The following is a 22,644-nucleotide window of genomic DNA, read 5'->3' as shown; positions in this document are numbered from 1 at the left end:
TGAGCCTAAGGCGATACAGACGGGAGACTTTCGGGTCTCCCGTTTTCATTTGGGCTTGCATCTGCTTGAGGCGTGCCCGGGCGCGATTTCGTCCGAACTTTATGCGCATCAAGCCTGCACCGAGCCGACAGGCACATCCCGCACACCGAATCTGAAATATCTGCACGTAAAAGCGTCGGGGTTTTCCCGTTCATGCGACGCAGCAATTCCCTCTCGTTCCCGTCAAAGCCCTATCTGAAAAGGCGCGCAGCCTGATTGAGCCACTTTTCCAGCGGATAAACCCGCTCTTGCTTCGTTGTGATATATCACATACCGTATTGAAACGGACGCATCGCGGACTTCTCACCGATTTCGTTTCTCTCGCCCGGCCACGACTAATCAAGGAGACATGACATGGGCAAGGCACTGGATGGTGTGCGCATTCTCGACTTCACGCATGTGCAGTCGGGCCCGACCTGCACGCAACTGCTTGCATGGTTTGGCGCCGACGTCATCAAGGTTGAGCGCGCGGGCGCGGGCGATATCACGCGCGAGCAATTGCGCGATCTCCCGGACGCGGACAGCCTCTACTTCACGATGCTCAACGGCAACAAGCGCTCGCTCACGCTCGACACCAAGAATCCGCAGGGCAAGCGCGTGCTGGAGCGCATGATCCGCGATTGCGACGTGCTGGTCGAGAACTTCGCGCCTGGTGCGCTCGAGCGCATGGGCTTTAGCTGGGAGCACATCCAGTCGCTCAATCCGCGCATGATCGTGGCCTCGGTGAAGGGCTTCGGTCCGGGGCCCTATGAGGACTGCAAGGTCTACGAGAATGTTGCGCAATGCGTGGGCGGCGCGGCCTCCACGACCGGCTTCGACGATGGCCCGCCCGTGGTGTCGGGCGCGCAGATCGGCGATAGCGGCACGGGGCTCCATCTGGCGCTGGGCATCGTCACGGCGCTCTTTCAGCGCACCCATACGGGACGCGGCCAGAAGGTGCTGGCGGCGATGCAGGACGGCGTGCTCAACCTCTGCCGTGTGAAGTTGCGTGACCAGCAGCGTCTTGAGCGCACCGGCGTTATGAAGGAGTACCCACAATTTCCGAATGCGGCTTTTGGCGATGCGGTGCCGCGCGCGGGCAATGCATCGGGTGGCGGCCAACCGGGCTGGATTCTCAAGTGCAAAGGGTGGGAAACCGACCCGAACGCGTATATCTATTTCATCGCCCAGGCGCCGGTTTGGGATCGCATCTGCAAGCTGATTGGCCGGGAGGAGTGGATCGACGATCCGCATTACGCCACGCCCAGCGCGCGCCTGCCGCATCTGAAGGAGATCTTCGCCGAGATCGAGCACTGGACCATGCATCGCACCAAGTTCGAGGCGATGGCCGTACTCAATCGCCACGACATTCCCTGCGGCCCGATTCTTTCGATGAAGGAAATCGCCAACGATGCTTCGCTGCGCGCGAGCGGCACCATCGTCGAAGTCGAGCACCCGGTGCGGGGCAAGTACCTCACGGTGGGCAATCCGATCAAGCTTTCGGACAGTCCGACCGACGTCACGCGCTCGCCGATGCTGGGCGAACACACTGATGAGGTGCTTGCCGAGTTCGGCTATAGCGAAACGGAGATCCGTTCGCTGCGGGCATCGGGGGCGATCTAGATTTTGGATGCGTGCGCAACGAATATACAAACCGGTGGAGCAGAGCATGGATACATGGATGCGCTTGATGGCGAACGACGGCAGTATCGTGTTCGGACGCGTGGAAGACGGCTATCTGCATGAATATGAAGGACTAGACCAGCCGGTGCCGACGGGCGCGGTGCTCTCGCTGCGCGCGCTCACGCCGCTTGCGCCTTGCGCGCCTGGCAAGGTCGTCGCGCTCTGGAACAACTTTCACGCGCTCGCGCGCAAGCTCGAAAAGCCCGTGCCGGAGCATCCGCTCTTTCTGCTCAAGCCTGCGGAGTCGGTGATCGGCTCGGGTGAAACGATCGTGAGGCCGGCCCACTATGCGGGAAAAATCGTCTTCGAAGGCGAACTGGGTATCGTGATCGGCAAACGGTGCCGCAATGCGAGCGTGACGGACGCGCAGGCGGCGATCTTCGGCTACACGGTGGTCAATGATGTGACGGCGGCTGGCCTGCTGGCCGAAAATCCGCACTTCCCGCAATGGTGCCGCGCGAAGGGATTCGATACTTTCTGCTGTCTGGGACCGGCCATCGTTTCGGGTTTCGAGTGGCGTCAAGCGAGCGTCGTGACCTTGCTCGACGGTGTGGAGCGGCAGAACTATCCGCTCGCCGACATGGTGTTTACGCCCGCGCAGCAGGTCAGCCTGATTTCGCAGGATCTCACCCTGGAACCGGGCGACGTAATCGCGTGCGGGACGTCGCTGGGCGTGGGTTCGATCGGCGAGGGCGCGACGGTGGAGGTGACGATCGACGGCATCGGCACGCTTTCGAACACGTTGCGTTCACGCGAGGCAGCACAACAGCCGCAACATGAGGATGCGCGCGTGGTCTGAGCGCAGCGGCTGGGCCCACGATGTGACACACGAGGAGACAAGATGCCGGAGCATCTGGCCGACGCGGCGATATTTTTGGGCGCCGCCTTGCTGTTCGCCTGGTTTGCGTGTGCATTTGCACAATTCGCGGCGCTTGCGCCCGGTTGGGCGCGGCGCGCACCGGCCCGTGTGAAGCCGCCCTGCACACGTAACGCCGAGCCTTCACGGCATGTGCTGTTTTCGATTTCGTTCGCACTGCTAGTGACTGTCACGCCGGGCGTGCTGGCGGCGCTTTTCACGGGCAAAGCCGTGGTCGTAGCGGCGGCTCAGACGGGGGCGCTTGTCGGGCTCTGGCTGGCCGCGCGCTGTGACCTGATGCGGCGATCCCGTCTGATTACGGTATCGGGTTGCGCGTTGGGTCTCGCGGCCACGGGCGCGAGCGTCGTATGCATGCTGTTGCCGCCGTTTCACACGGATGGCATACGCGCGGCGCTGTATATGACTGCGATGCTGGGTGCGCTGACATCGGGGGCGGCGTCTATCGCTTTGTGTATGGTGCGCGACATGCGAAGACTGCATCGCAAGCGCGTCCCATTGGGTCGAGGCGAGCGCATGCTGCATTACACGGCGTTCGCGTTGATCGGCGCACTTGGCGTGGCTATCGTTCTGGAACCGGGGTCGATGGAATTCACCGCATCCGCGTTGGGGGCCGCGTGCGTGCTAGCCGCGGCGCTGGGCGCGCGCCTGATGGGCGGCGCCCGGCGCCATGCCCACGCACGCATCGCTCACGCAACGCACGACGTATCGAAACGATCCGCGCCTGAGCGCTTTGTCGTTGTTCCCGATGCGTGGCTGGTAGCCGCATGCGGCCCGGCGGCTTACCAACCAACGGACTTCGATACGTGGCTTTCCGTGTACGAGCCACCCGCCCAGGCCGTGCGCACGATGCACCACGCCTCGCGCGATTCCCCGCGCCGAAGGCGGCGATCCCACAGAATCGCTTCGATCATTAGCCAGACGTAAACGTTACGCCCGTAACCATAGATCCTTACTTATGAAGTGAGGCCTGTGAGACTTGTGTAATGTTTTCGATCAGCTGCGCGCCCTCTTCCATGAGGAAGCGCTTGAACGCCAGCGCAACCGGCGGCAGACGCTTGTTTTTGCGGTGCACGACATACCAGTTGAGCATGACGGGAAAGCCCTCTACATCGAGCACGGCGAGGTGGCCGACCTGCAGTTCGAGGCTGATCGTATGCGCCGATAGAAACGCGATACCCATGCCCGCGATCACCGCCTGCTTGATCGTTTCCGTGCTGTGGATCTCCATCGCGATCTTCAGGTTCGTGAGCTTGCCCGCGAAACCTTCTTCCATTGAATTCCACGTATCCGAACCGCGCTCGCGCACGATGAACGCCTCATTGGCGAGCGCGCTGAGCTTGATGCTGCGCTTGTGCGCAAGCGGATGCGTGGGCGCCGCGACGATCACATACGGATGCGGCGCAAACGTTTCGTTGACGGCATCCGTCGCGTGCGGAGGCCGCACCATGATCGCGAGATCGGTCTGATTGGTCGAGAGCTGCTGCAGCAGTTGCTCGCGGTTGTGTACGGAGAGATTGAGTTCGACGCCCTTGTAGCGCCGCGTGAATTCGGCGAGCAGGCGCGGAAAGAAGTAGTCGCCCGCACTGATCACCGCCACATTGAGCTTGCCGCCGGAGACGCCTTTTAGCTGGCTCATGGCTTCGTCGACTTCATGGAACTGCTGCATGATCGCGCGGCTGTAGTGAAGCATCTCCGTGCCGGCAGGCGTGAGATAGATCTTCTTGCCCAGTTGCTCGAACAGCGGCAGGCCGGCGTGCTCTTCGAGCTGTTTGACCTGGGTGGATACGGCTGGCTGGGTGAGATGCAACTCCTCCGCGGCACGCGAAAAACTGAGGTGGCGCGCCACGGTCTCGAAGACCTTCAACTGGCGCAGCGTGGCGTTCCGCATGGTCATGGCCGATCCATAAAGGATGGTGAATCCACATACTAACAAACTTTAATTGTGAGTAATTGAGCATTCACCCTAGCATGAGTTGAAAGGAGTCCGAATGCATCGTCTATTGCTTGCGGGTTAACGCGTAAGTTGCCATAAAACCCCGCGTTTATAGAGGAAAACCCGAATCATTCGACTGCCTTTTAAGCCATTCCCACGCGTCAAATGAATGCAATGCATCAAAGCGGTCACATGAGTTTCTATTCGATTTTTGGTGTGACAAATCGAATAAACAAAGGCTCAGATCTAGAACCATAAGTTGAAGACTATACAGGCCGGCAAAAGTACCGGCTCCCATGAATGGATAGCGGAGACAAGCGAGATGAATGCAATCGGTCAGAGGAGCGAAGGCGGTCCGTTCTGGACGAACCGCTGGTGTCAACTGGTGGTCGGCATGCTATGCATGGCGCTCGTCGCCAACCTGCAATACGCGTGGACGCTGTTCGTCGCGCCGATGAATGCGCGCCACCACTGGGGCGAAGCGTCGATTCAACTGGCGTTCTCGATTTTCATCCTGACCGAAACCTGGCTCGTGCCGGTTGAAGGCTGGCTGGTCGACAAGTTCGGACCTCGCCCGGTCGTTGCGGTTGGCGCGATCTGCGCGGGCCTCGCCTGGGTGCTCAATTCCTATGCGACCACCTTGCCGATGCTCTACGCGTCGTCGGTGATCGCGGGCATTGGCGCGGGCGGTGTGTATGGCACCTGCGTGGGCAATGCGCTCAAACTGTTTCCGGATAGGCGCGGGCTGGCGGCGGGTCTTACCGCTGCGGGCTTCGGCGCAGGCGCGGCTGTGACCGTGATTCCGATTGCCAACATGATCACGCGCTCGGGTTACGAGCACACGTTTCTTTTCTTCGGCATCCTGCAAGGCGCGGCGATACTCGTGCTGGCGTTCCTGCTCGTGAAGCCGGTGCCGCGCGCAGCCGGTCCTGCCCGCCGCCTTGTTTCGCGCATCGATTACACGCCTGGACAGATGGTGCGCCAACCGGTGTTCTGGATCATCTATGTCTCGTTCGTGGCGGTGGCGGCCGGCGGCTTGATGGCGACGGCGCAGATCGGGCCGATTGCGAAGGACTGGGGGCTCGCACGCATTCCGATGACGGTGTTCGGCGCGACGCTGCCGCTGCTCACTCTCACGCTGTCGATCGACAATATCTGCAACGGCTTCACGCGCCCCTTGTGCGGTTTCGTCTCGGACAAGATCGGCCGTGAAAACACCATGTTCATCATCTTCGTGGGAGAGGGACTCGCGCTGCTTGGCATGATGCAGTACGGCACCAATCCCTATGCGTTCATGACGTTCGCCGCGTTGATCTTCCTGTTCTGGGGTGAGATCTTCTCGATCTTCCCGGCGATTTGCGCCGATACCTTCGGCAGCAAGTTCGCCGCCGCAAACGCGGGCACGCTCTACACCGCCAAGGGCACGGCGGCGCTGCTCGTGCCGGTCGCTTCCGTGCTGTCCGCCACGGGCGGCTGGAGTGCCGTGTTCATCGTCGCGGCGGTTATCACGATCGCGGCGGGCGTGAGCGCGAAATTCATCCTGGCCCCGATGCGTCAACGTCTGATCGAGCAAAGCGGCGAAAAGCAGAGCAGCGAAACGTCGTCGCCCACGCTCGCGACACATACCGGCCCGCTGCAGCATTGGCCCAACCAGACCGGCGAATGACGCGCGAACTGTACAGATGGCGATGAACGTTTCGCTTCAGCAACTCAAGGTGTTTGTTGCGGTCGCGCGCTCGCGCAGCTTCACGCGCGCGGCGCGCGAATTCGGTCTTACGCAATCCGCGGTAAGTCGCTGCGTGCGCGAACTCGAAGAGGCCGTCGATCTGAAGCTCTTCGATCGCACCACGCGTCAGGTCGAACTTACCCAGGCGGGCAGCGGTTTCGAGCGGCGCATCGCGCACCTGCTCGACGAAATCGACATGGCCTTGAGCGAGGGCCGCGACGCGCACCAGGCGCATCGAGGCGTCGTGACGGTGGCAAGCAATCCGGCGCTGTCGTCGGGCTGGGTGCCTGTTGCGATGGCGCGTTGCGCTGCCGCGTTGCCGGATGTCGCGCTGCATTTGCAGGACTTGCCGCAAGAAGCGGTCTTGCAGGCCGTCGAACAAGGCGAAGTGGACTTTGGCGTTGTCGCCGAGGTGGTGCCCGCCGTGCGGCTTGCAGGCGGTCAGTTCGACGTGCAACCGATTGCCGCCACGCCGTTGTGCGCATTGTTGCCCGTGCAATATTCGCTGGCGGCGAGCGTAACGCTGCATTGGCGTGCACTTGCCGATGAGCCGCTTGTCACGCTCAATCGGGACTCGGGCTTCCTCAATGCGGTGATGCGTGCACTGGATTGCTCGCGTGAACCTGGGCATCGCGTGCAGGAACTCGCCCATGCAAGCGGTGTAGTCCGCATGTCTGAGCTTGGAATGGGCATTGGCATTCTGCCGGTTTGCCGCGCTCGTGCCGATCAAGACGCCTGCCACTGGCCCGCGCCTGCAGGGTCGTTAGTGGTGAGTGAGCTACATCCGCTCGTGCAGGTCAGCACGCTGCTCGTGCGCCGGCGTCAGCGGTCCTTGCGCCCGTGCGCGCAGGCCGCGTGGTCGCAGTTCGTCGCCGCCGGCCGCGTTGATCCTGTCGATGCTCAAGAAGCGCAACTCGTCGATTCCCTCGCGTGATGGACGCAATAAAAAAGCCGCGCTTTCGCGCGGCCTTCTAACGTTACCTCCGCATTTCAAGCCGCAAGTTTCATCATCTGTTCGCGCTGCTTGACGAGTGCGAGCACCGTATCGATAGCGGGCGTTGCCTCGCCTACCAGCATGCCCATTTCCTGCACGACGGTCAGAAGCGGATCGATCTCCATCGGCCTGCGCTGCTCCAGATCGACCAGCATCGACGTCTTGTGCGCGCCCACTGCGCCCGCGCCGTCGATACGACGTTCGACATCCACACGGAAATGCACGCCGAACTGCTCCGCAATGCGCTGCGCCTCCAGCATCATCGTGCGTGCCACGGCGCGCGTGGCGGGGTCCTGCGTGATGACGTCGAGCGTTGCGTGCGTGAGCGCGCTGATCGGGTTGAAGCAGAGATTGCCCCACAGCTTGAGCCAGATTTCGTCGCGGATATTGTCGCGGATCGGCGCATCGAAACCGGCTGCGGTCATCGCTTCCTGCAACTGCACGATGCGCGAGGTCCGTTCGCCCGACGGCTCGCCGATGGGAAACTTCTTGCCGTACACGTGACGGATCACGCCCGGCGCGTCGATCTCGGCAGCGGGGTAGAGCACGCAGCCAATCGCGCGCTCGGGGCCAAGACGCGTCCACTGCGCGCCATCGGGATCGATGCTTTCGAGTCGCGTGCCTTCGAACTTGCCGCCGTGCCGGTGGAAATACCAGTACGGAATGCCGTTGGTGCCGGTGACGATGGCGGTATGTTTGCCGATGAGCGGCTGCATCGAATCGATCACGCCTGCCACCGAATGCGCCTTGAGCGTGACGATCACCACATCCTGCACGCCCAGCTCGCGCGGATCATTCGTACAGCGAACCTTTGCGACGTATTCGTCGCCGTCCATCAAGAGTCGCGCGCCGTGGTCGCGCATGGCGGCCAGATGCGGGCCGCGCGCGACGAAACTCACGTCGGCGCCCGCGCGGGCGAGTTGCACGCCCATCATGCCGCCGATCGCGCCCGCTCCGAAGATGCAGATCTTCATGTGTTTCCCCAATGACGTTGAAAACCGCGTGTCCGTTCGTGCAGAAGCGATCCGGTAGATCGGCAGACGGACGATGATTCGAGCATAGGGGCAGCCATCGATTAACGACAGTTAAAGTTTATCCGCTGAATCATCAAGGATGACTTATGGAATTTGTGGCGTTTACTGAAAGATCGGCAGCGCAAGAAATAGCTTGATGACGATGGCGTTGGCGATGTCGATGAAGAACGCGGCCACCATGGGCACGACGAGAAACGCGAGATGCGAGTGGCCAAAGCGCGCCGTCACCGCCTGCATGTTGGCGATGGCAGTGGGCGTGGCCCCAAGGCCGAAGCCGCAATGGCCGGCGGCGAGCACGACGGCGTCGTAGTTCGCGCCCATCACGCGGAACGTGACGAACATCGCGTACAGCACCATCAGTACGGTCTGCGCGACGAGGATCGAAAACACCGGCAACGCCAGCGCGGCCAGATCCCACAGGCGCAAGGTCATGAGCGCCATAGCAAGAAAAAGGGCGAGGCTGACATTGCCGATCAGCGCGACGGCGTGTGCGGTGACGGGGTGCCGCGCAAGCGCGAGGCCGTTGGCGAGCAGCACCGCCACGAACAGCACGCACACGAACGCGGGCAGTTCGGCCGGCGTTCCCACCAGCCAGCGCGCGATGACGTTTCCGGCCGCGAGGCTGATAGCGATCAGCGTGAGCGTTTCGATGAAGGCGGCGGCGGTGGTGGGCTGCTCGGCTTGGGGTTCTTCGAACGCGTTGGTATCGGCGGTGCCCGGTGCTTCGGCCGATGCGCCTTCGCCTCGTCCGGAGCGCTTGAGCAGACGCTGCGCGACCGGGCCGCCAAGAATGCCGCCCATGACGAGGCCGAAGGTTGCGCAGGCGATGGCGGCTTCGGTCGCGGACTGCAAGCCGTGATGTTCGGTGAAGACCTTGCCCCACGCCGCGCCGGTGCCGTGTCCGCCCGAGAGCGAGACCGAACCGCCCAGCAACCCGAAGAGCGGATCGACGCCCAGCGCGTAGGCAAGGCCGATTCCCACCAGGTTCTGCAGCACGAGCAGACCGATGACAACGACCAGAAAGCGCGCGAGCATGGGGCCGCCGGTCTTGAGACTTGCGAGGTTCGCATTGAGGCCGATGGTCGCAAAGAACGCCAGCATGAGCGGCGTTTGCAATTCGGCGTTGAAGCTCACATCGATATGAGCGAAGGTATGCAGCCCGAACAGGATGAGCGCAGCGACGAGGCCACCCGCCACGGGCTCGGGGATTGTCCAGCGGCGCAGCAGTGGCAGCGCGGCCACGAGCCGGTTGCCGAGCAACAGCACGAGCGATGCGGCGACAAGCGTGCCGTAGACGTCGACATTCATGAAGGCCTCGCGATGCGGCGAAGGTCGATTCCGGGTGAGCCTGAAAGGCACCCGGGGATGCACCCGCTGACGCCGTCCCCGCGCGCGGCGTCCACTGCGCACGGTACACGAGCGAAACACAGGTTGCGCGCGCGCTGTGCGCTTGCGTAAAAGAGGGCCACACGATTAAATACAGCAGGTGCGCATTTCTGTCAGACAAACGTGCGCCAATGCGGAACGAATCACGGCATCCACGAACACCCTCAAGAACGGGAGCAGTTCATGAATGGAAGGACCGTTGCGGAACGCGAAGCGGCTGGACGCGCCGCGCGCGAGAAGGCGAAGCGTTCGAGCCACCGCATGGTGGGTGATCTCAAGCGCGATCCGCTCGCGCTGCTCAAGGAAAGCGGCGAGGGGCGCGTGCCCAATCTCTTGCCGCTGCGTTACGGGCGCATGATTGTTTCCCCGTTCACATTCTTTCGCGGCAGCGCGGGGCTGCAGGCGCACGACCTCGCGCAGGTGCCGAACACCGGCATGGCGATGCAGATTTGCGGCGATGGTCATCTGCTGAATTTCGGCGGTTTCGCGACGCCCGAGCGGCAACTCGTGTTCGATCTGAACGATTTCGACGAGGTCGCGCCCGGTCCGTGGGAGTGGGACCTCAAGCGGCTGGTGGCAAGCTTTGTGGTCGCTGCGCGGCACATGCGCTATTCGCGCGGCGTGGCCGAGGATCTGGTGATGACGGTCGTGAACACCTATCGCGACCGCATGCGCCAGTATTCGGAATATGGTGCGCTCGAACTCTGGTACGACAAGATCACCTTCGACCGCATGGCGGAAAGCGCGCTCACGCCGGATGGGCGCCGGCTGATCCGGCGCGGCATGGAGAAGGCCGCGGGCCGCACGCACGAAAGCATGCTGGAAAAGCTGGCGTTTCGCGACGGCGAGCACTGGACCATTCGCGACGCGCCGCCTGCGCTGTTTCATGTCCACGGCCCGAACTCGCTCTATGAATCCGAGGACAACTGGCTCACGCTCGGCGACTGGCGCGCGCTCATCCTGCCCACTTACGACGCCTATCTGAAGACGCTCGCACCCGACCGCCGCGAACTGCTCGAGCACTTCGATATGCAGGATCTGGTGTTCAAGGTGGTGGGCGTGGGCAGCGTGGGCACGCGTTGTCTCGTGATGTTGCTCGTCGATCATCACGACAAGCCGCTGTTCCTGCAGATCAAGGAAGCGCGCCGCTCGGTGATTTCGCAGTATTTCAAGTCGCCCGCGTTCAAGCACGAAGGCGCGCGCGTCGTGCAGGGGCAGCGCCTGCTGCAGGCGGCGAGCGATCTGTTTCTCGGCTGGTCGACGGGGCCGTCGGGACGGCATTTTTATTTCCGCCAGTTGCGCGACATGAAGCTTTCGGTCGAACTCGATCTGCTCGACAGCACCCTGCTTGCGGGCTACGCGCGCCTGTGCGGCTGGGCGATGGCGCGCGCGCACGCGAAGTCGAGCAACTCGGCCATTGAAATCGCTGCCTATATCGGCCGCAACGACCAGTTCGCGGAAGCGCTCGTGGGCTATGGCGCGGCCTATGCCGACCAGGTCGAGCGCGACTACGAGGTATTTGTGAAAGCGGCGCGCAGTGGCGAAATCTCCGCGCGTGGCGACGAGGACATGGCGGCCGACTTCCGCGTCTGAATTTGCCCTGGCTGTTTGCTTTCTGACGCATAGGGAGAACCGCGCGAACGCGCTATCCTTGCGCTTTTGTTTCGCCGCATGCGGGCCGCGCTAGCGCGTCCGCTTGCATGCGGCTCGCGCCCCCATGCGTCTACGTCACATCGAAGTCTTCCACGCGATCATGCGCACGGGCTCGCTCTCGAAGGCCGCCGAGCTGCTGTGCGTCTCGCAGCCCGCCGTGAGCAAGGTGCTCGCGCATGCCGAGCGCAGTGCGGGCCTCAAGCTGTTCGCGCGCGCCCACGGCCGCCTGCAGCCGACGCGCGAAGCCGAACTGCTGTTCGCCGAAACGCAGAAGCTGCAGGCGAATCTCGATAGCATCCGCGATCTTGCGCGCAATCTTTCGTTGCGCCCGCAAGGATTGTTGCGCATAGGCTGCCTGCCGAGCCTTGGCATGAGCCTGATTCCGCAGGCCGTCGAGGCCTTTCGCGCGAACTATCCCGATGTGTCGCTCAAGATCCAGACGCGCCATACCGTCGAACTGCTCAACGCCCTGCTCACGCGCGAACTGGATATGGGCGTCGCGCTCAACCCGCCGGCGCGGCCCGGTATCGAAGCGATCGAACTCGGGCGCACCGCAGTCGTTTGCGTCGCGCCGCCCGACGATCCATCGCCGCAAGACGAGCCGCTCGCGCTGGAGGATTGCGTGGCGGGCGAGTGGATCAGCATCGGCAATGTCGATCCGCTGGGCGAGGCGATTGGCCATCTGCTCGAAACGCAGGGCGTGGACGGGCAACTGGCCGCCGTGGAGGCGCAGACCTGGTATGTAGCGCGCTCGCTGGCGGCGCGCGGCGTCGGGCGCGTACTGCTCGACGAGATCACGGCGCGCAGCGCGGGCGAACCGGTGGCGATCCGCCGGGTGGCGCCGGAGCTGACGGTGGGCGTGTTTGCGGTGTGGCGCGACGGCGGCATGGATTCGCAGGCGGGCAGGGCGTTCGTGGAGGTGTTGCGCGCGCGGCTCGCGGGGTGAGCTAACGGATGTTTTCGAACGGAGGCAAAGACGATGACTCAAGCGGATCAGACAACGCACGCTACACAAGCTACCCAAGCGGTGCACAAGATCGCGCTCGTGACCGGCGCAGGTAGCGGGATTGGGCGCGCCTGCGCGCGCAAGTTGCTGGCGAACGGCTACGCGGTCGTGCTGGTGGGGCGGCGCGCGGAGCCGCTCGAAGCGCTCGCTGCCGAGGCGAGCGCGGCGGGCCAGCAGGCGCTGGCCGCGCCGTGCGACGTGACGGACGCCGCCGCCGTGGAAGGGTTGTTCGAGACTGTGCGCGCGCGTTATGGCCGCCTCGATCTGCTGTTCAACAACGCCGGGCGCAACGCCAAAGCTGTGGATATCGACGAGCTGTCGGTCGAGGACTGGCGCGCCGTGGTCGATACCAATCTGACCGGCGTGTTCCTGTGCACGCGCGCGGCGTTCGCGCTGATGAAGCGTCAGAGCCCGATGGGCGGGCGCATCATCAACAATGGTTCGATTTCGGCGCATGCGCCGCGGCCGTTCAGCATTGCCTATACGGCGACCAAGCACGCCATCACGGGCCTGACGAAATCCGTTTCGCTCGACGGGCGGCGCTACGACATCGCCTGCGGCCAGATCGACATCGGCAATGCGGCCACGGAGATGGCCGAGCGCATGGCGCGCGGCGTGCCGCAGGCCAACGGCGAGATCGCGGTCGAGCCGCTGATGGATGTCGAGCTGGTCGCCGATGCGGTGCTGCACATGGCGCAGTTGCCGCTCGCCGCCAACGTGCAGTTCATGACCCTCATGGCGACGAAGATGCCGTTCGTCGGGCGGGGATAGGGCCGCAGGCGCTGTCCAACGCGCCTGCGCGCGCTCCCGTATACTGGAAGGCGTTTAGCCCCAAACGCCTTTGCCGATGTCTCTGCCCCCAAGTCCCGAGGACGATCCGCGTCCGCAGCCGCCCGAGCGGCCCGATGACAACGCCTGCTGCCAAAGCGGCTGCGACCCCTGCATCTTCGATCTCTACAACGACGAAGTGACCCGCTGGCGCGCCGATCTGGCCGCCTGGGAACAGCGCGAGGCGCAACGGCAGGCGGCAACGCAAACCGCGAAAGCCACCGGCTGACACCGCATCCCGATCCCCGCCGAGCCGAGTCATGTCCGACACCGATACCGCCCCGATCATCGCCGTCAATTCGACAGTCGATCCCGCCGATCTCGACGCGCTGCACGCGTTTGTCCAGCGTCACCCGCGCCTGTTCGTGCTGACCGGCGCGGGCATCAGCACCGACTCGGGCATCCCCGGCTATCGCGACGACAACGGCGCCTGGAAGCGCTCGCCGCCCATCACGCTGCAGGAGTTTCTCGGCTCGGAAAGTTGGCGTCGCCGCTACTGGGCGCGCAGCATGATCGGCTGGCCGACTGTGGGCCTCGCCCAGCCCAACGGCGCGCATCGCGCGCTCGCGCAACTCGATGCGGCGCAGCGCCTGAGCGCGCTCGTCACCCAGAACGTCGATGGCCTGCATCAGCGTGCGGGCAGCCGCGACGTGATCGAGCTGCACGGCAGTATCGGCCACGTGCATTGCCTCGATTGCGGCGCGCAATACTCGCGCGCCTCGATCCAGCCGCAGCTCGTGGCGCGCAATCCCGCGATTGCCGGCGCCTACGCCGAACCGGCCGCCGACGGCGACGCCCACCTGGACTTCGACGGCGCCAACGCCTTCGACATTCCCGCCTGCGCGGCTTGTGGCGGCATGCTCAAGCCGTCGGTGGTGTTTTTCGGCGAGAACGTGCCGCGCGAGCGGGTGGCCGCGGCGTCGGCGGCGCTCGATGCGGCGGATGCCGTGCTGGTGGTTGGCTCGTCGCTGATGGTGTATTCGGGCTATCGTTTTTGCGCCTGGGCGCAGCAGCGCGGCAAGCCCGTGGCGGCCATCAACCTCGGCAAAACGCGCGCCGATCCGCTGCTCGCGCTCAAGGTGGCGGCGCCCTGCGCGGCTACGCTCGAAGCGCTGGTGGCGCGCCTCGCCGCCTGAGTTACGTTTCACCTGCATTGCCTGAATTGACCAGGAAACACCCATCGATCCGCTAATCGACGAGGAAGTGCCCCATGCTGAACACGACCGCCGATCTCGAAGCCCACTACGGCGCGCCGAACGAACGCTCGCTGCGCAAGGAAATCGACCATATCAACGCGGACTATCGCCGCTTCATTGAACTCTCGCCATTCGTGGTGTTGGCCTCCGGTGGCCCGGACGGGCTCGACTGCTCGCCACGCGGCGATGCGCCCGGCTTCGTGCGCATTCTCGATTCGCGCACGCTCGCGCTGCCCGACCGGCCAGGCAACAATCGCGTCGACAGCCTGCGCAACGTCGTGGCCGCGCCGCAGGTCGGCCTGCTGTTCATGGTGCCGGGCGTGGGCGAAACGCTGCGCGTGAATGGCCGCGCGCGCGTGAGCCTCGACGCCGCGCTGCTTGAAAGCTGCGCCGTGGATGGCAAGCCGCCGCGCTCGGTGCTGCTGATCGAGGTCGAAAGCGTCTACTTCCACTGCGCCAAGGCGATCGCGCGCTCGAATCTCTGGGACCCGGCGCGTCACGTTGAACGCTCGCAACTGCCGAGCGCAGGCGAAATGCTGCGCCGCGTGAGCGACGAGCAATATGGCGAGGGCTTCGACGTCGAACGCTACGAAGCCGATCTCGCCGAGCGCATGAAAAAGAGCCTGTACTGAAACCTTCCGGAACACGATGAACGACCCCCAAGCCAGCTTGCGCCTCACCGCACCCGCCGCCGCGCGCAACGCCGCGCCGATTCTCGACGTCCTGCGCACGGCGCTGCCTGTACGCGGTACCGTGCTGGAGATCGCGAGCGGCACCGGCCAGCACGCCGTGCATTTCGCGGCGGCGCTGCCCGGCATCGACTGGCAGCCAAGCGACGCCGATCCGCGCGCCCGCGCTTCCATCGCCGCCTGGCGCGATCATGCGGGACTCGCGAATCTGCGCGCGCCGCTCGACCTGGACGTGCGCCGCGAACCCTGGCCAGTCGATGCGGCCATCGGTTCGCTCGCGGCCATCGTCTGCATCAACATGATCCATATCTCGCCGTGGGAAGCCACGATTGCGCTGATGAAAGGCGCGGGCGCGCGCGTGGCTCCGGGCGGCGCGCTGGTGCTATATGGACCGTACCGGCGCAACGGCGCGCACACGGCGCCGTCCAACGAAGCCTTCGACGCCGATCTGCGTGCGCGCGACCCGGCATGGGGCGTGCGCGATCTCGAAGCCGTGGAGGCGCTCGCGCGTGCCGAGGGCTTCGTCCTCGAAGCCGTCGTGCCGATGCCGGCGAATAATTTCACGGTAGTTTTTCGCAAGGAGAAGGCAGCAGCGAGCGCTCATTGAGCCTCAACTGAGCGATAATCGCGGCCCTCGATAAGCGGCGCGCGCTCACGAAGCGCACGCCGGACGCGATGACGATGCAACGCCGCAAGCCAGCCGAAAGCGCCTTGCAGCGCGTGCGCGCAAGCAGGCATCGTTGTGGCGTTTCCCTTATCCTTGCACGATCGACGTCTTGCGCAAGACCTGCGCGGGCGTCACCCCAATCGATTGAAGTGGAGAGTCAACATGAGCAAACAGGCAATCGGCGTGGTGGGTCTGGCCGTGATGGGGCGCAATCTTGCGCTCAACATCGAGAGCCGCGGCCATGCGGTGTCGGTGTTCAACCGCAGCCGCGAGAAAACCGATGAGCTGATCGCTGAGTTCCCCGAGCGCAAGCTGGTGCCGACGTTCACGCTCGAAGAGTTCGTGGAATCGCTCGAAAAGCCGCGCCGCATTCTGCTGATGGTCAAGGCGGGCGAGCCCACCGACGCCACCATCGAGGCGCTCAAGCCGCTGCTGGACAAGGGCGACATCCTGATCGACGGCGGCAACACGCACTTCACCGACACGATCCGCCGTAATCAGGAACTCGCCAAGGCGGGCCTGCATTTCATCGGCACGGGCGTGTCGGGCGGCGAGGAAGGCGCGCTCAAGGGCCCGTCGATCATGCCGGGCGGCCAGCGCGATGCTTACGATCTGGTTGCACCGATCCTCACCGAGATCGCCGCGAAGGCGCCGGCGGACGGCGAGCCGTGCGTGGCCTACATGGGCCCGGACGGCGCAGGTCACTACGTGAAGATGGTGCACAACGGCATCGAATACGGCGACATGCAGCTGATCGCCGAAAGCTACGCGGTGCTCAAGCAGGTAGTGGGTCTGTCGAACGAAGAACTCGGCAAGGTCTACACCGAGTGGAACCAGGGCGAGCTCGACAGCTACCTGATCGAAATCACCTCGAAGATCTTCGACAAGAAGGACGACGAGACGGGGCAATACCTCGTCGACGTGATTCTCGACCGCGCTGCGCAGAAGGGCACCGGCAAGTGGACGAGCCAGAACGCGCTGGATCTGGGCGCACCGCTGCCGCTCATCACCGAAGCCGTCTTCGCGCGCGTGCTCTCGTCGCTCAAGACGCAGCGCGTGGCCGCGAGCAAGGTGCTTTCGGGCCCGCAGTCGAAGCCGTTCGCGGGCGACCGCACCGCCTTCATCGAAGCAGTGCGCCGCGCGCTGTACTTCTCGAAGGTGATTTCGTACGCACAGGGCTTCGCGCAACTGCGCGCCGCCTCGGACGAGTACAAGTGGGATCTGCAATACGGCACCATCGCCAAGATCTTCCGTGCGGGCTGCATCATCCGCGCGCGCTTCCTGCAGAAGATCACGGACGCTTACGCCAAGGACGCACAGCTGGCCAACCTGCTGCTCGATCCGTACTTCAGCGACATCGCTGCGAACTACCAGGCAGCGCTGCGCGACGTGGTGATCGAGGCGGTGAAGGCTGGCGTGCCGGTACCGGCGTTCTCGTCGGCGATTGCGTACTTCGACGCCTATCGCTCGGAGCGCGTGCCCGCAAATCTGGTGCAGGCGCAGCGTGACTTCTTCGGCGCGCACACGTTCGAGCGCATCGACAAGCCGGGCAGCTTCCACGCCGACTGGTCGTAATCGACTGACAGCCGTGAGCGGCAGTTAAGCGCTCACGGCGGCCCAAATGCGGCTATTACCCGCATTGTCGTTGCGGGTATTTGTCTAATGAATAGGGGAACCTCAAGGGGTTCCCCTATTTTATTACCGATTTCGCAACGGTGTATTTTGTAATTAGGGTTTTCCCTAGAGCGGATAAGAGCCTAGACTACAGTCAATCGCAGACGGACATGAACACCGGCCCGAAAGCGCAAATAAAACAGATGGAGGTCGAATCATGAAGAAGCTTATCCCCGCAGTTGTCGTGGCAGCCGCTCTTGTTGTTCCGGCACTTTCGTTTGCCCAGTCGAGCCAGCAAGGCCTGACCCGCGCCCAGGTGCGCGCCGAGCTCGTCGAGCTCGAACAGGCTGGCTACAACCCGTCGGCTGATCGTGTGAATTACCCCGATAACCTCCAGGCCGCTCAGGCTCGCGTGACGCAGGAAAAGCTGGCGCGCGGCGATACGAGTGGTTATGGCGCGCCGGCAGTCGGCACGTCGCAGGCAGGCGGCCCGGCTGTGCAACCGGCACATGTCACGCCGTCGCAGGCAGTGTATTTCGGCCACTAAGCAGAACGTGGTCGTTTGAAGCAAGCGGTTGGAAATGTAGTGCGTAGTTGAAGTGAGCAGTGCAGTAGTTGCAGGTCGTTGCAAGCACAGAGGTGTGGTTCGCAGTGGCAGTTTGTTGTTGTGTTGTTGCTTGAGTAGTGGCAGTAAGTAGTAAGCAGTTGATGTTGCAGTAGGCAGTAAGCAAAGAGGTGCAGCAGGCAGTTGCAGTGCGCAGTAGATGTTGTAGTTGTTGTTGCGTGAGAAAGAGGTAGTTGTAGTCAGCAGTGCGTAGTAGAAGTGGCAGTACGCAAAGAGGTTGCATGAGTTGTTGCAGTAAGCAGTACTCGCAGGTGTATCACGCAGTAGAGGTAATAAGTGAAGTACGCAGTAGCAGCATGCAGTCCAGCGCGGCCCGGTTCTTACCGGCCCGCGCTTTTCGCTTTTGGGCGTCGGGTTTTGTCAGGCTTCACCGCGCCGGCAAATGCGGCATGCCCTCGTTGCTCGTCACGCTCAACTGATGGATCGGCTCATTACGCGCAAGTGAGACGAATGGACATTGCAGGGGCCCAATGAAATCAAGGCAAAGCGGGGCTACTGGATAGTCCATTGTTCGAACTGAAAGATGGACGTGCCACGAACCGTTTGTCCATAAGCAGCAGGGGGAAAGTCGTCTGCCAGAGCACGGACGCCTGCGTGGTCGAAACGAGCTGTTTTCGACGGTTATGGCCTCATGCGTTTTGCGCCGACACGTCAACGATTGGTCCTCTGATTGGTTCAATGCGACCCATATCGTCGACATAACCTTAAAGAGCGTCGAAGCGGCGAGTGCGTCGCAGCTCGGCAGGGGTAACGGCCAAATGGATGAGTAGCGCAGAACCGTCCAGGCAAACGGATTTATGAACGCGGCGATCTCGATACGTCACCGTTACGAGTCGAATGACCGTAATGCGTCGAAATTCAGACATAGCTCACCTTCGAGCCAACGGCGCTTGATGGCCGGTCGGAGCCGATTGCACACTTGATGCGTCATGCACCAACGAGCGCATGTTAATAAACCCTGTACGTCCCTTCTGAATTGCCGAAATGTGCACTATATAAGCATAGAAAAAAGCCTCAAAGCCCCATCAGATGAGGCTTGGAGGCCAACTCGTCGCATCCGGACGATGCACGGGCGACGGGCGCGGCACGCCGCGCACCGATCATAATCACGCCCTTTTAGCGGGCGCCCGTCGGCGCGAGACTCGTCTCGCGCTCGGCCAGAAAGCCGAGATAGGTTTTCTTGGGGAGCGCCGTGCGTTCGAGCTCCGGCAAATTCCTGAGCAGCGGGATATCGCCCCCCGCTGTAATCAGCTTGATCCGCCCACGCGCAAACACCTCCTTAATTTCGTCGGCTGAACAGGAAGGCGCGAGGGCCTTGATGGCATTGATGTTGCCGTCCCGCTTGATGCGCGCGGCGAATGAGTTTTTCGACATGATATTTCTCCGTTAGGCCCTCCGCAACATTACGGTGGGCAGACGCAGCATGCCTAACACTCGACGTTACGGCGACATCTGCTAAAGTGAATGCAATTTGCTAAACAAAACTTTAGACGGGATCCGACATGCTTTCCGTACGAATTCGCCGTGACCTGCATATCCGGCTGAAGAAAGTCGCACAACTTCGGGGCGTGTCGCTCAGCACGCTAGTGGAAGACTTGATCGACGAGAACCTATTCGACGATGTCACTGCGCAAATGAAGCTTCAAAGCCTCCAAACAACGACGCATACACAAAAGCTCCATCTCGAAACGCTTGAAACCCTGATATTGAACGCCGCCGAAGCCCACAATGAAACCGACGCGGTGCGCCTTTTAAGCGAAATCCGAGATCTGATCCTCGAATGCCATGAAGTCAGAGCCCGTACACAACAAGAGATCGACGCGAGGCGTGAAGCGCGAGAGCAAGCGCTCTCAACCTCGCCTCCAAAGCAGAATCCTGCTTCTCCGTTTGATGGGCTTAGCATCGAGGATTTAGCGCGTGCTGATCACTCGCAATTGCAGCAGCCCCAGCGGCGCTATCTACGATTGTTGTGTGCCTTGAACCGGAGCCCAAAAGGAACTCGCACGCGACTGGCGAATGTGCTCGGAGTGTCGGCGTCTTATTTCAGTCAAATGCTATCGGGCCCCCACCATCCACGCGGACGTCCGATCAACGACGAAAAGGCTCGCAAGTTAGAAATTGCACTTGGAATACCTCCCGGGGCGCTCGACGCAATCGAGCCCCAAGCGGCGATTGTTTCCATCCAAAAAGCAAGCCTTGAGCTTGAGTCGGTCTTGCACAAGATCAAGCTGTCCACCGCCGAGTCACGCCGGGATCGAACCGACCACTGACCGGCGGCTTCGAACTATCACCGTTGTGCCAAAAGGCCGAGACCTGTATATTTGTACAGTAGCAAGCGCGTATGCGCAGATCACTTCAGAGTTCGACGGGCTCGATAGTGCAAAACCGAGGACGACGCGACTTCCGATTTCGAAACCTCATCCTGTGGTAGCATTTCCGGAAGTTCAATGCCCCATTGGAGGGATCCTTGTCTGAGCCATTGTTTGACTTCCAGCCGCAACCGAAGGGAACTGACGCCTCGGTCATCACGGATCGTGAAGCGGTTGCTGCACGGCTCGTGGAGTTGCATGAAACCTTGAACGAAGCTTTGCTCAAACAAGCAAACGAACATGGGTATAGCGCTCGGATCGAAGCGACTGAGCTACATGCACCGACTGCCGCCGGTTCGTATCACTGGCATGCAGCGCTTTACGCACTTCGCTACTCACTTGCCGCACTCGGCTGGGTAAAGCAAGATTTGCGGAACTGTCCTTTCATTGTGTCCCCGGATCGCAAAGTAGCCATCGCCGTTATGACAGGCGACCCAGACACCGGTCTCGAAAAAGGCAAACCCACGAATCAGGCTCAAAAAGGCGCTGTTCTGCGCCAGGCGGTTGATCAAAACCGACAGCTTGAACTTTTTGATCCTTCCATCGTGAGTGACCTCGCGAAGTCGAAAGATGCGACTCAGCTTTGGATTTTGCTGTATCACGTCGCGATTGGAACAGACGGCAAACCGGAGATTCGTGCAGAACTGTCCGTGCCCTCGCGATTTGAGCGCAAGCAAATTATCGGATGGTCACAGCGACTTATCCTCGAGTCCATACGTCCGGACAGCGATACGTTCATGGACGAAGACCAACCAACCGACCCGATCGCACCAACTGGCCCGATTGACGTGCCGGTTGAACGCCGTACAGGCACCTAGAAACTGAATACTTTGATGTTTTTTAATCCGTCGAGACTAGAATTTGCCCGCACGCGCCGCGGCTGGACGAAGGCACGCCTTGCAAAGGAGCTTGGCTTGCAGGTGCGGTCAATTCAGGGATACGAGTCCGGCGAATATGCGCCGGAACCGGACAAACTCGCATTGATATGCGAGCTGCTTCGGTTCCCGGCAGAATTCTTTGCGGGCGACGACTTACCCTCTATTGCACCACATGCCGCGAGCTTTCGCTCGATGTCGAAGATGTCCGCCACGCTGCGGAACGTAGCACTTGGCACAGGGATCACTGCATTCCTTTTGAATGACTGGATCGAGGAACGCTTCAGGCTCCCTGAGGCAGATGTACCTGATTTAAGTGACCTGTCGCCTGAGGATGCGGCAGCGTCTCTACGAAGAATATGGGGACTGGGCGAGGCACCCATAGGTAACCTAGTTCATTTGCTTGAATCTAAGGGTATTAGACTCTACTCGCTTGCAATAGAAGCGCGCGAAGTCGATGCATTTAGTGTTTGGCACGAGGGGAACCCGTTTGTCTTTTTGAATACGATCAAGTCAGCAGAGCACAGCCGCTTCGATGCAGCACATGAATTAGGTCACCTTGTTCGTGATCGTCATAGCATGTTGCATGGCAAGATTCATAGCCCTGACATGGAGCGTGAGGCAAATGCATTTGCTTCGGCCTTCCTTATGCCGAAGGCAAGCGTTTTGGCACGCCGAACAGGAATAGTTACGGTAGGCAAACTTATCCAACTGAAACAGAACTGGGGGGTGTCTCTAGCTGCGTTGGCATTCCGCATGAATCAACTTGGGTTACTTTCCGAATGGACTTATAGAAACCTGTGTATTGAGATTGCAAAAAACGGATACAGAACATCTGAACCGAATCCAATGCGCCACGAGACGTCCCAAGTACTTCGCAAAGTATTTGATGCACTACGTTCAGACGGCATCAGTCGAAGCGCTTTGGCTCGCGAACTATGCGTATCGAAAGAGGACATCGACAATTTGACTTTTGGCTTAGCGCTGTCGAGTGTCTCTCAAATAGATAGTCAATCGCAAAAACGCTTGCGTATCGGCTAGATACTCATACGGCACATCGCAAGTATGCGCATACTTTCGAGAGAACATTCATGAAATGGGTTGTTGAAAACGGGCAGTGGCTTTTTGATGGCGTCGGTGGCGCGTTCGCGATTGCAGTTATCGGCTGGATCGGAAGCGCACTATTCAATCGCTCTCGAGACGGTGGGCAGCAACAACGAGGGGGCAACAATTCAATAAACGTGCAAGCTGGGCGAGACGCCAACTTTGCCGATCTTCCTGCGAGGAAAAAGTGAATGGCCATGCTCGGCAATGAACAGAGTCAGCGGGGCGGAGATAACGCTGTGAATGCTCAGGCGGGGCGAGACTGTTGATGTTCACGCAGAACTGACCCACTAGAGCCGCAGATTTTCATCGAAATTTGACCCACGTGATTGAATGCCCTGCTCAATCTTTGAGCAGGGGATACAAA

The 22,644-nt window shown here is 61.6% G+C and carries 22 protein-coding genes; 18 read left to right on the top strand and 4 right to left on the bottom strand.

Annotated features, from left to right (window positions below; all coding sequences use genetic code 11):
• Window positions 1-393 precede the first annotated feature (393 nt).
• From frc to VG320_RS10745, 3 genes are read left to right on the top strand one after another with little or no spacing between them, the layout of a single operon-like run.
• Window positions 394-1,641 (top strand): formyl-CoA transferase, encoded by a 1,248-nt coding sequence (gene frc / locus VG320_RS10755; RefSeq protein WP_327200091.1) that lies wholly within the window; start codon window positions 394-396, stop codon window positions 1,639-1,641.
• Window positions 1,642-1,687: 46 nt separating this feature from the next.
• The gene (locus VG320_RS10750; RefSeq protein ID WP_327200090.1) at window positions 1,688-2,500 is read left to right on the top strand and encodes a fumarylacetoacetate hydrolase family protein; all 813 of its coding nucleotides are present in this window, start codon (window positions 1,688-1,690) and stop codon (window positions 2,498-2,500) included.
• A 42-nt stretch (window positions 2,501-2,542) separates the two neighbouring features.
• The gene (locus VG320_RS10745) at window positions 2,543-3,502 is read left to right on the top strand and encodes a hypothetical protein (RefSeq protein WP_327200089.1); all 960 of its coding nucleotides are present in this window, start codon (window positions 2,543-2,545) and stop codon (window positions 3,500-3,502) included.
• 25 nt (window positions 3,503-3,527) lie between these two features.
• Here the strand turns inward: VG320_RS10745 and VG320_RS10740 are convergent, their stop codons facing one another.
• Window positions 3,528-4,472 (bottom strand): LysR family transcriptional regulator, encoded by a 945-nt coding sequence (locus VG320_RS10740; RefSeq protein ID WP_327200088.1) that lies wholly within the window; start codon window positions 4,470-4,472, stop codon window positions 3,528-3,530.
• A gap of 361 nt (window positions 4,473-4,833) precedes the next feature.
• Between VG320_RS10740 and oxlT the strand changes: the two genes are divergently transcribed.
• Both oxlT and VG320_RS10730 read left to right on the top strand, forming a co-directional pair.
• Window positions 4,834-6,177, top strand: coding sequence for an oxalate/formate MFS antiporter (gene oxlT, locus VG320_RS10735; RefSeq protein WP_327200087.1), 1,344 nt, complete (start codon window positions 4,834-4,836; stop codon window positions 6,175-6,177).
• A gap of 22 nt (window positions 6,178-6,199) precedes the next feature.
• A complete protein-coding gene (locus VG320_RS10730) occupies window positions 6,200-7,171 on the top strand; it encodes a LysR family transcriptional regulator (protein ID WP_327200086.1) in 972 nt (323 codons plus the stop codon).
• Between the two features lie 56 nt (window positions 7,172-7,227).
• On the opposite strand, the gene VG320_RS10725 is transcribed toward VG320_RS10730, so the two are convergent.
• The gene (locus VG320_RS10725) at window positions 7,228-8,205 is read right to left on the bottom strand and encodes a 2-dehydropantoate 2-reductase (RefSeq protein WP_327200085.1); all 978 of its coding nucleotides are present in this window, start codon (window positions 8,203-8,205) and stop codon (window positions 7,228-7,230) included.
• Between the two features lie 162 nt (window positions 8,206-8,367).
• Entirely contained in the window at window positions 8,368-9,573 is a 1,206-nt protein-coding gene (gltS, locus tag VG320_RS10720; protein ID WP_327200084.1) for a sodium/glutamate symporter, read from the bottom strand.
• A gap of 261 nt (window positions 9,574-9,834) precedes the next feature.
• On the opposite strand from gltS, the gene VG320_RS10715 reads away from it, so the two are divergent.
• The 9 genes from VG320_RS10715 (at window position 9,835) to VG320_RS10675 (ending at window position 17,851) form a co-directional block, all read left to right on the top strand.
• Window positions 9,835-11,244: a DUF2252 domain-containing protein gene (locus tag VG320_RS10715; protein WP_327200083.1), complete on the top strand. Its 1,410-nt coding sequence runs from the start codon at window positions 9,835-9,837 to the stop codon at window positions 11,242-11,244.
• A 124-nt stretch (window positions 11,245-11,368) separates the two neighbouring features.
• Complete coding sequence (locus VG320_RS10710; RefSeq protein ID WP_327200082.1) at window positions 11,369-12,250, top strand: LysR family transcriptional regulator; 882 nt, start codon at window positions 11,369-11,371, stop codon at window positions 12,248-12,250.
• Between the two features lie 33 nt (window positions 12,251-12,283).
• On the top strand, window positions 12,284-13,081 hold the full coding sequence (locus tag VG320_RS10705) for an SDR family oxidoreductase (protein WP_327200081.1): 798 nt from the start codon (window positions 12,284-12,286) through the stop codon (window positions 13,079-13,081).
• A 76-nt stretch (window positions 13,082-13,157) separates the two neighbouring features.
• Window positions 13,158-13,367: an oxidoreductase-like domain-containing protein gene (locus VG320_RS10700; RefSeq protein WP_327200080.1), complete on the top strand. Its 210-nt coding sequence runs from the start codon at window positions 13,158-13,160 to the stop codon at window positions 13,365-13,367.
• Between the two features lie 31 nt (window positions 13,368-13,398).
• The gene (locus VG320_RS10695) at window positions 13,399-14,274 is read left to right on the top strand and encodes an NAD-dependent protein deacetylase (RefSeq protein WP_327200079.1); all 876 of its coding nucleotides are present in this window, start codon (window positions 13,399-13,401) and stop codon (window positions 14,272-14,274) included.
• A 74-nt stretch (window positions 14,275-14,348) separates the two neighbouring features.
• Window positions 14,349-14,966: a pyridoxamine 5'-phosphate oxidase family protein gene (locus VG320_RS10690; RefSeq protein ID WP_327200078.1), complete on the top strand. Its 618-nt coding sequence runs from the start codon at window positions 14,349-14,351 to the stop codon at window positions 14,964-14,966.
• Between the two features lie 16 nt (window positions 14,967-14,982).
• The gene (locus tag VG320_RS10685) at window positions 14,983-15,630 is read left to right on the top strand and encodes a DUF938 domain-containing protein (RefSeq protein WP_327200077.1); all 648 of its coding nucleotides are present in this window, start codon (window positions 14,983-14,985) and stop codon (window positions 15,628-15,630) included.
• A gap of 222 nt (window positions 15,631-15,852) precedes the next feature.
• Entirely contained in the window at window positions 15,853-17,265 is a 1,413-nt protein-coding gene (gene gndA / locus VG320_RS10680; protein ID WP_327200076.1) for an NADP-dependent phosphogluconate dehydrogenase, read from the top strand.
• Between the two features lie 256 nt (window positions 17,266-17,521).
• Window positions 17,522-17,851 (top strand): DUF4148 domain-containing protein, encoded by a 330-nt coding sequence (locus tag VG320_RS10675; RefSeq protein WP_327200075.1) that lies wholly within the window; start codon window positions 17,522-17,524, stop codon window positions 17,849-17,851.
• Window positions 17,852-19,045: 1,194 nt separating this feature from the next.
• On the opposite strand, the gene VG320_RS10670 is transcribed toward VG320_RS10675, so the two are convergent.
• A complete protein-coding gene (locus VG320_RS10670; RefSeq protein WP_327200074.1) occupies window positions 19,046-19,303 on the bottom strand; it encodes a hypothetical protein in 258 nt (85 codons plus the stop codon).
• 128 nt (window positions 19,304-19,431) lie between these two features.
• On the opposite strand from VG320_RS10670, the gene VG320_RS10665 reads away from it, so the two are divergent.
• The 4 genes from VG320_RS10665 to VG320_RS10650 all read left to right on the top strand — a co-directional run bounded on the left by VG320_RS10665 (window position 19,432) and on the right by VG320_RS10650 (window position 22,468).
• Complete coding sequence (locus VG320_RS10665) at window positions 19,432-20,199, top strand: hypothetical protein (protein WP_327200073.1); 768 nt, start codon at window positions 19,432-19,434, stop codon at window positions 20,197-20,199.
• A 197-nt stretch (window positions 20,200-20,396) separates the two neighbouring features.
• Window positions 20,397-21,116, top strand: coding sequence for a hypothetical protein (locus VG320_RS10660; protein ID WP_327200072.1), 720 nt, complete (start codon window positions 20,397-20,399; stop codon window positions 21,114-21,116).
• 15 nt (window positions 21,117-21,131) lie between these two features.
• The gene (locus VG320_RS10655; RefSeq protein ID WP_327200071.1) at window positions 21,132-22,214 is read left to right on the top strand and encodes an XRE family transcriptional regulator; all 1,083 of its coding nucleotides are present in this window, start codon (window positions 21,132-21,134) and stop codon (window positions 22,212-22,214) included.
• 50 nt (window positions 22,215-22,264) lie between these two features.
• Window positions 22,265-22,468: a hypothetical protein gene (locus VG320_RS10650; protein WP_327200070.1), complete on the top strand. Its 204-nt coding sequence runs from the start codon at window positions 22,265-22,267 to the stop codon at window positions 22,466-22,468.
• The last annotated feature ends 176 nt before the right edge of the window (window positions 22,469-22,644 follow it).

The organism is Paraburkholderia sp., from assembly GCF_035948235.1.
Taxonomy (GTDB): Bacteria; Pseudomonadota; Gammaproteobacteria; order Burkholderiales; family Burkholderiaceae; genus Paraburkholderia.
Note: the sequence above shows the minus strand (reverse complement) of the source record. Positions and strands in the feature narration are given on the sequence as shown.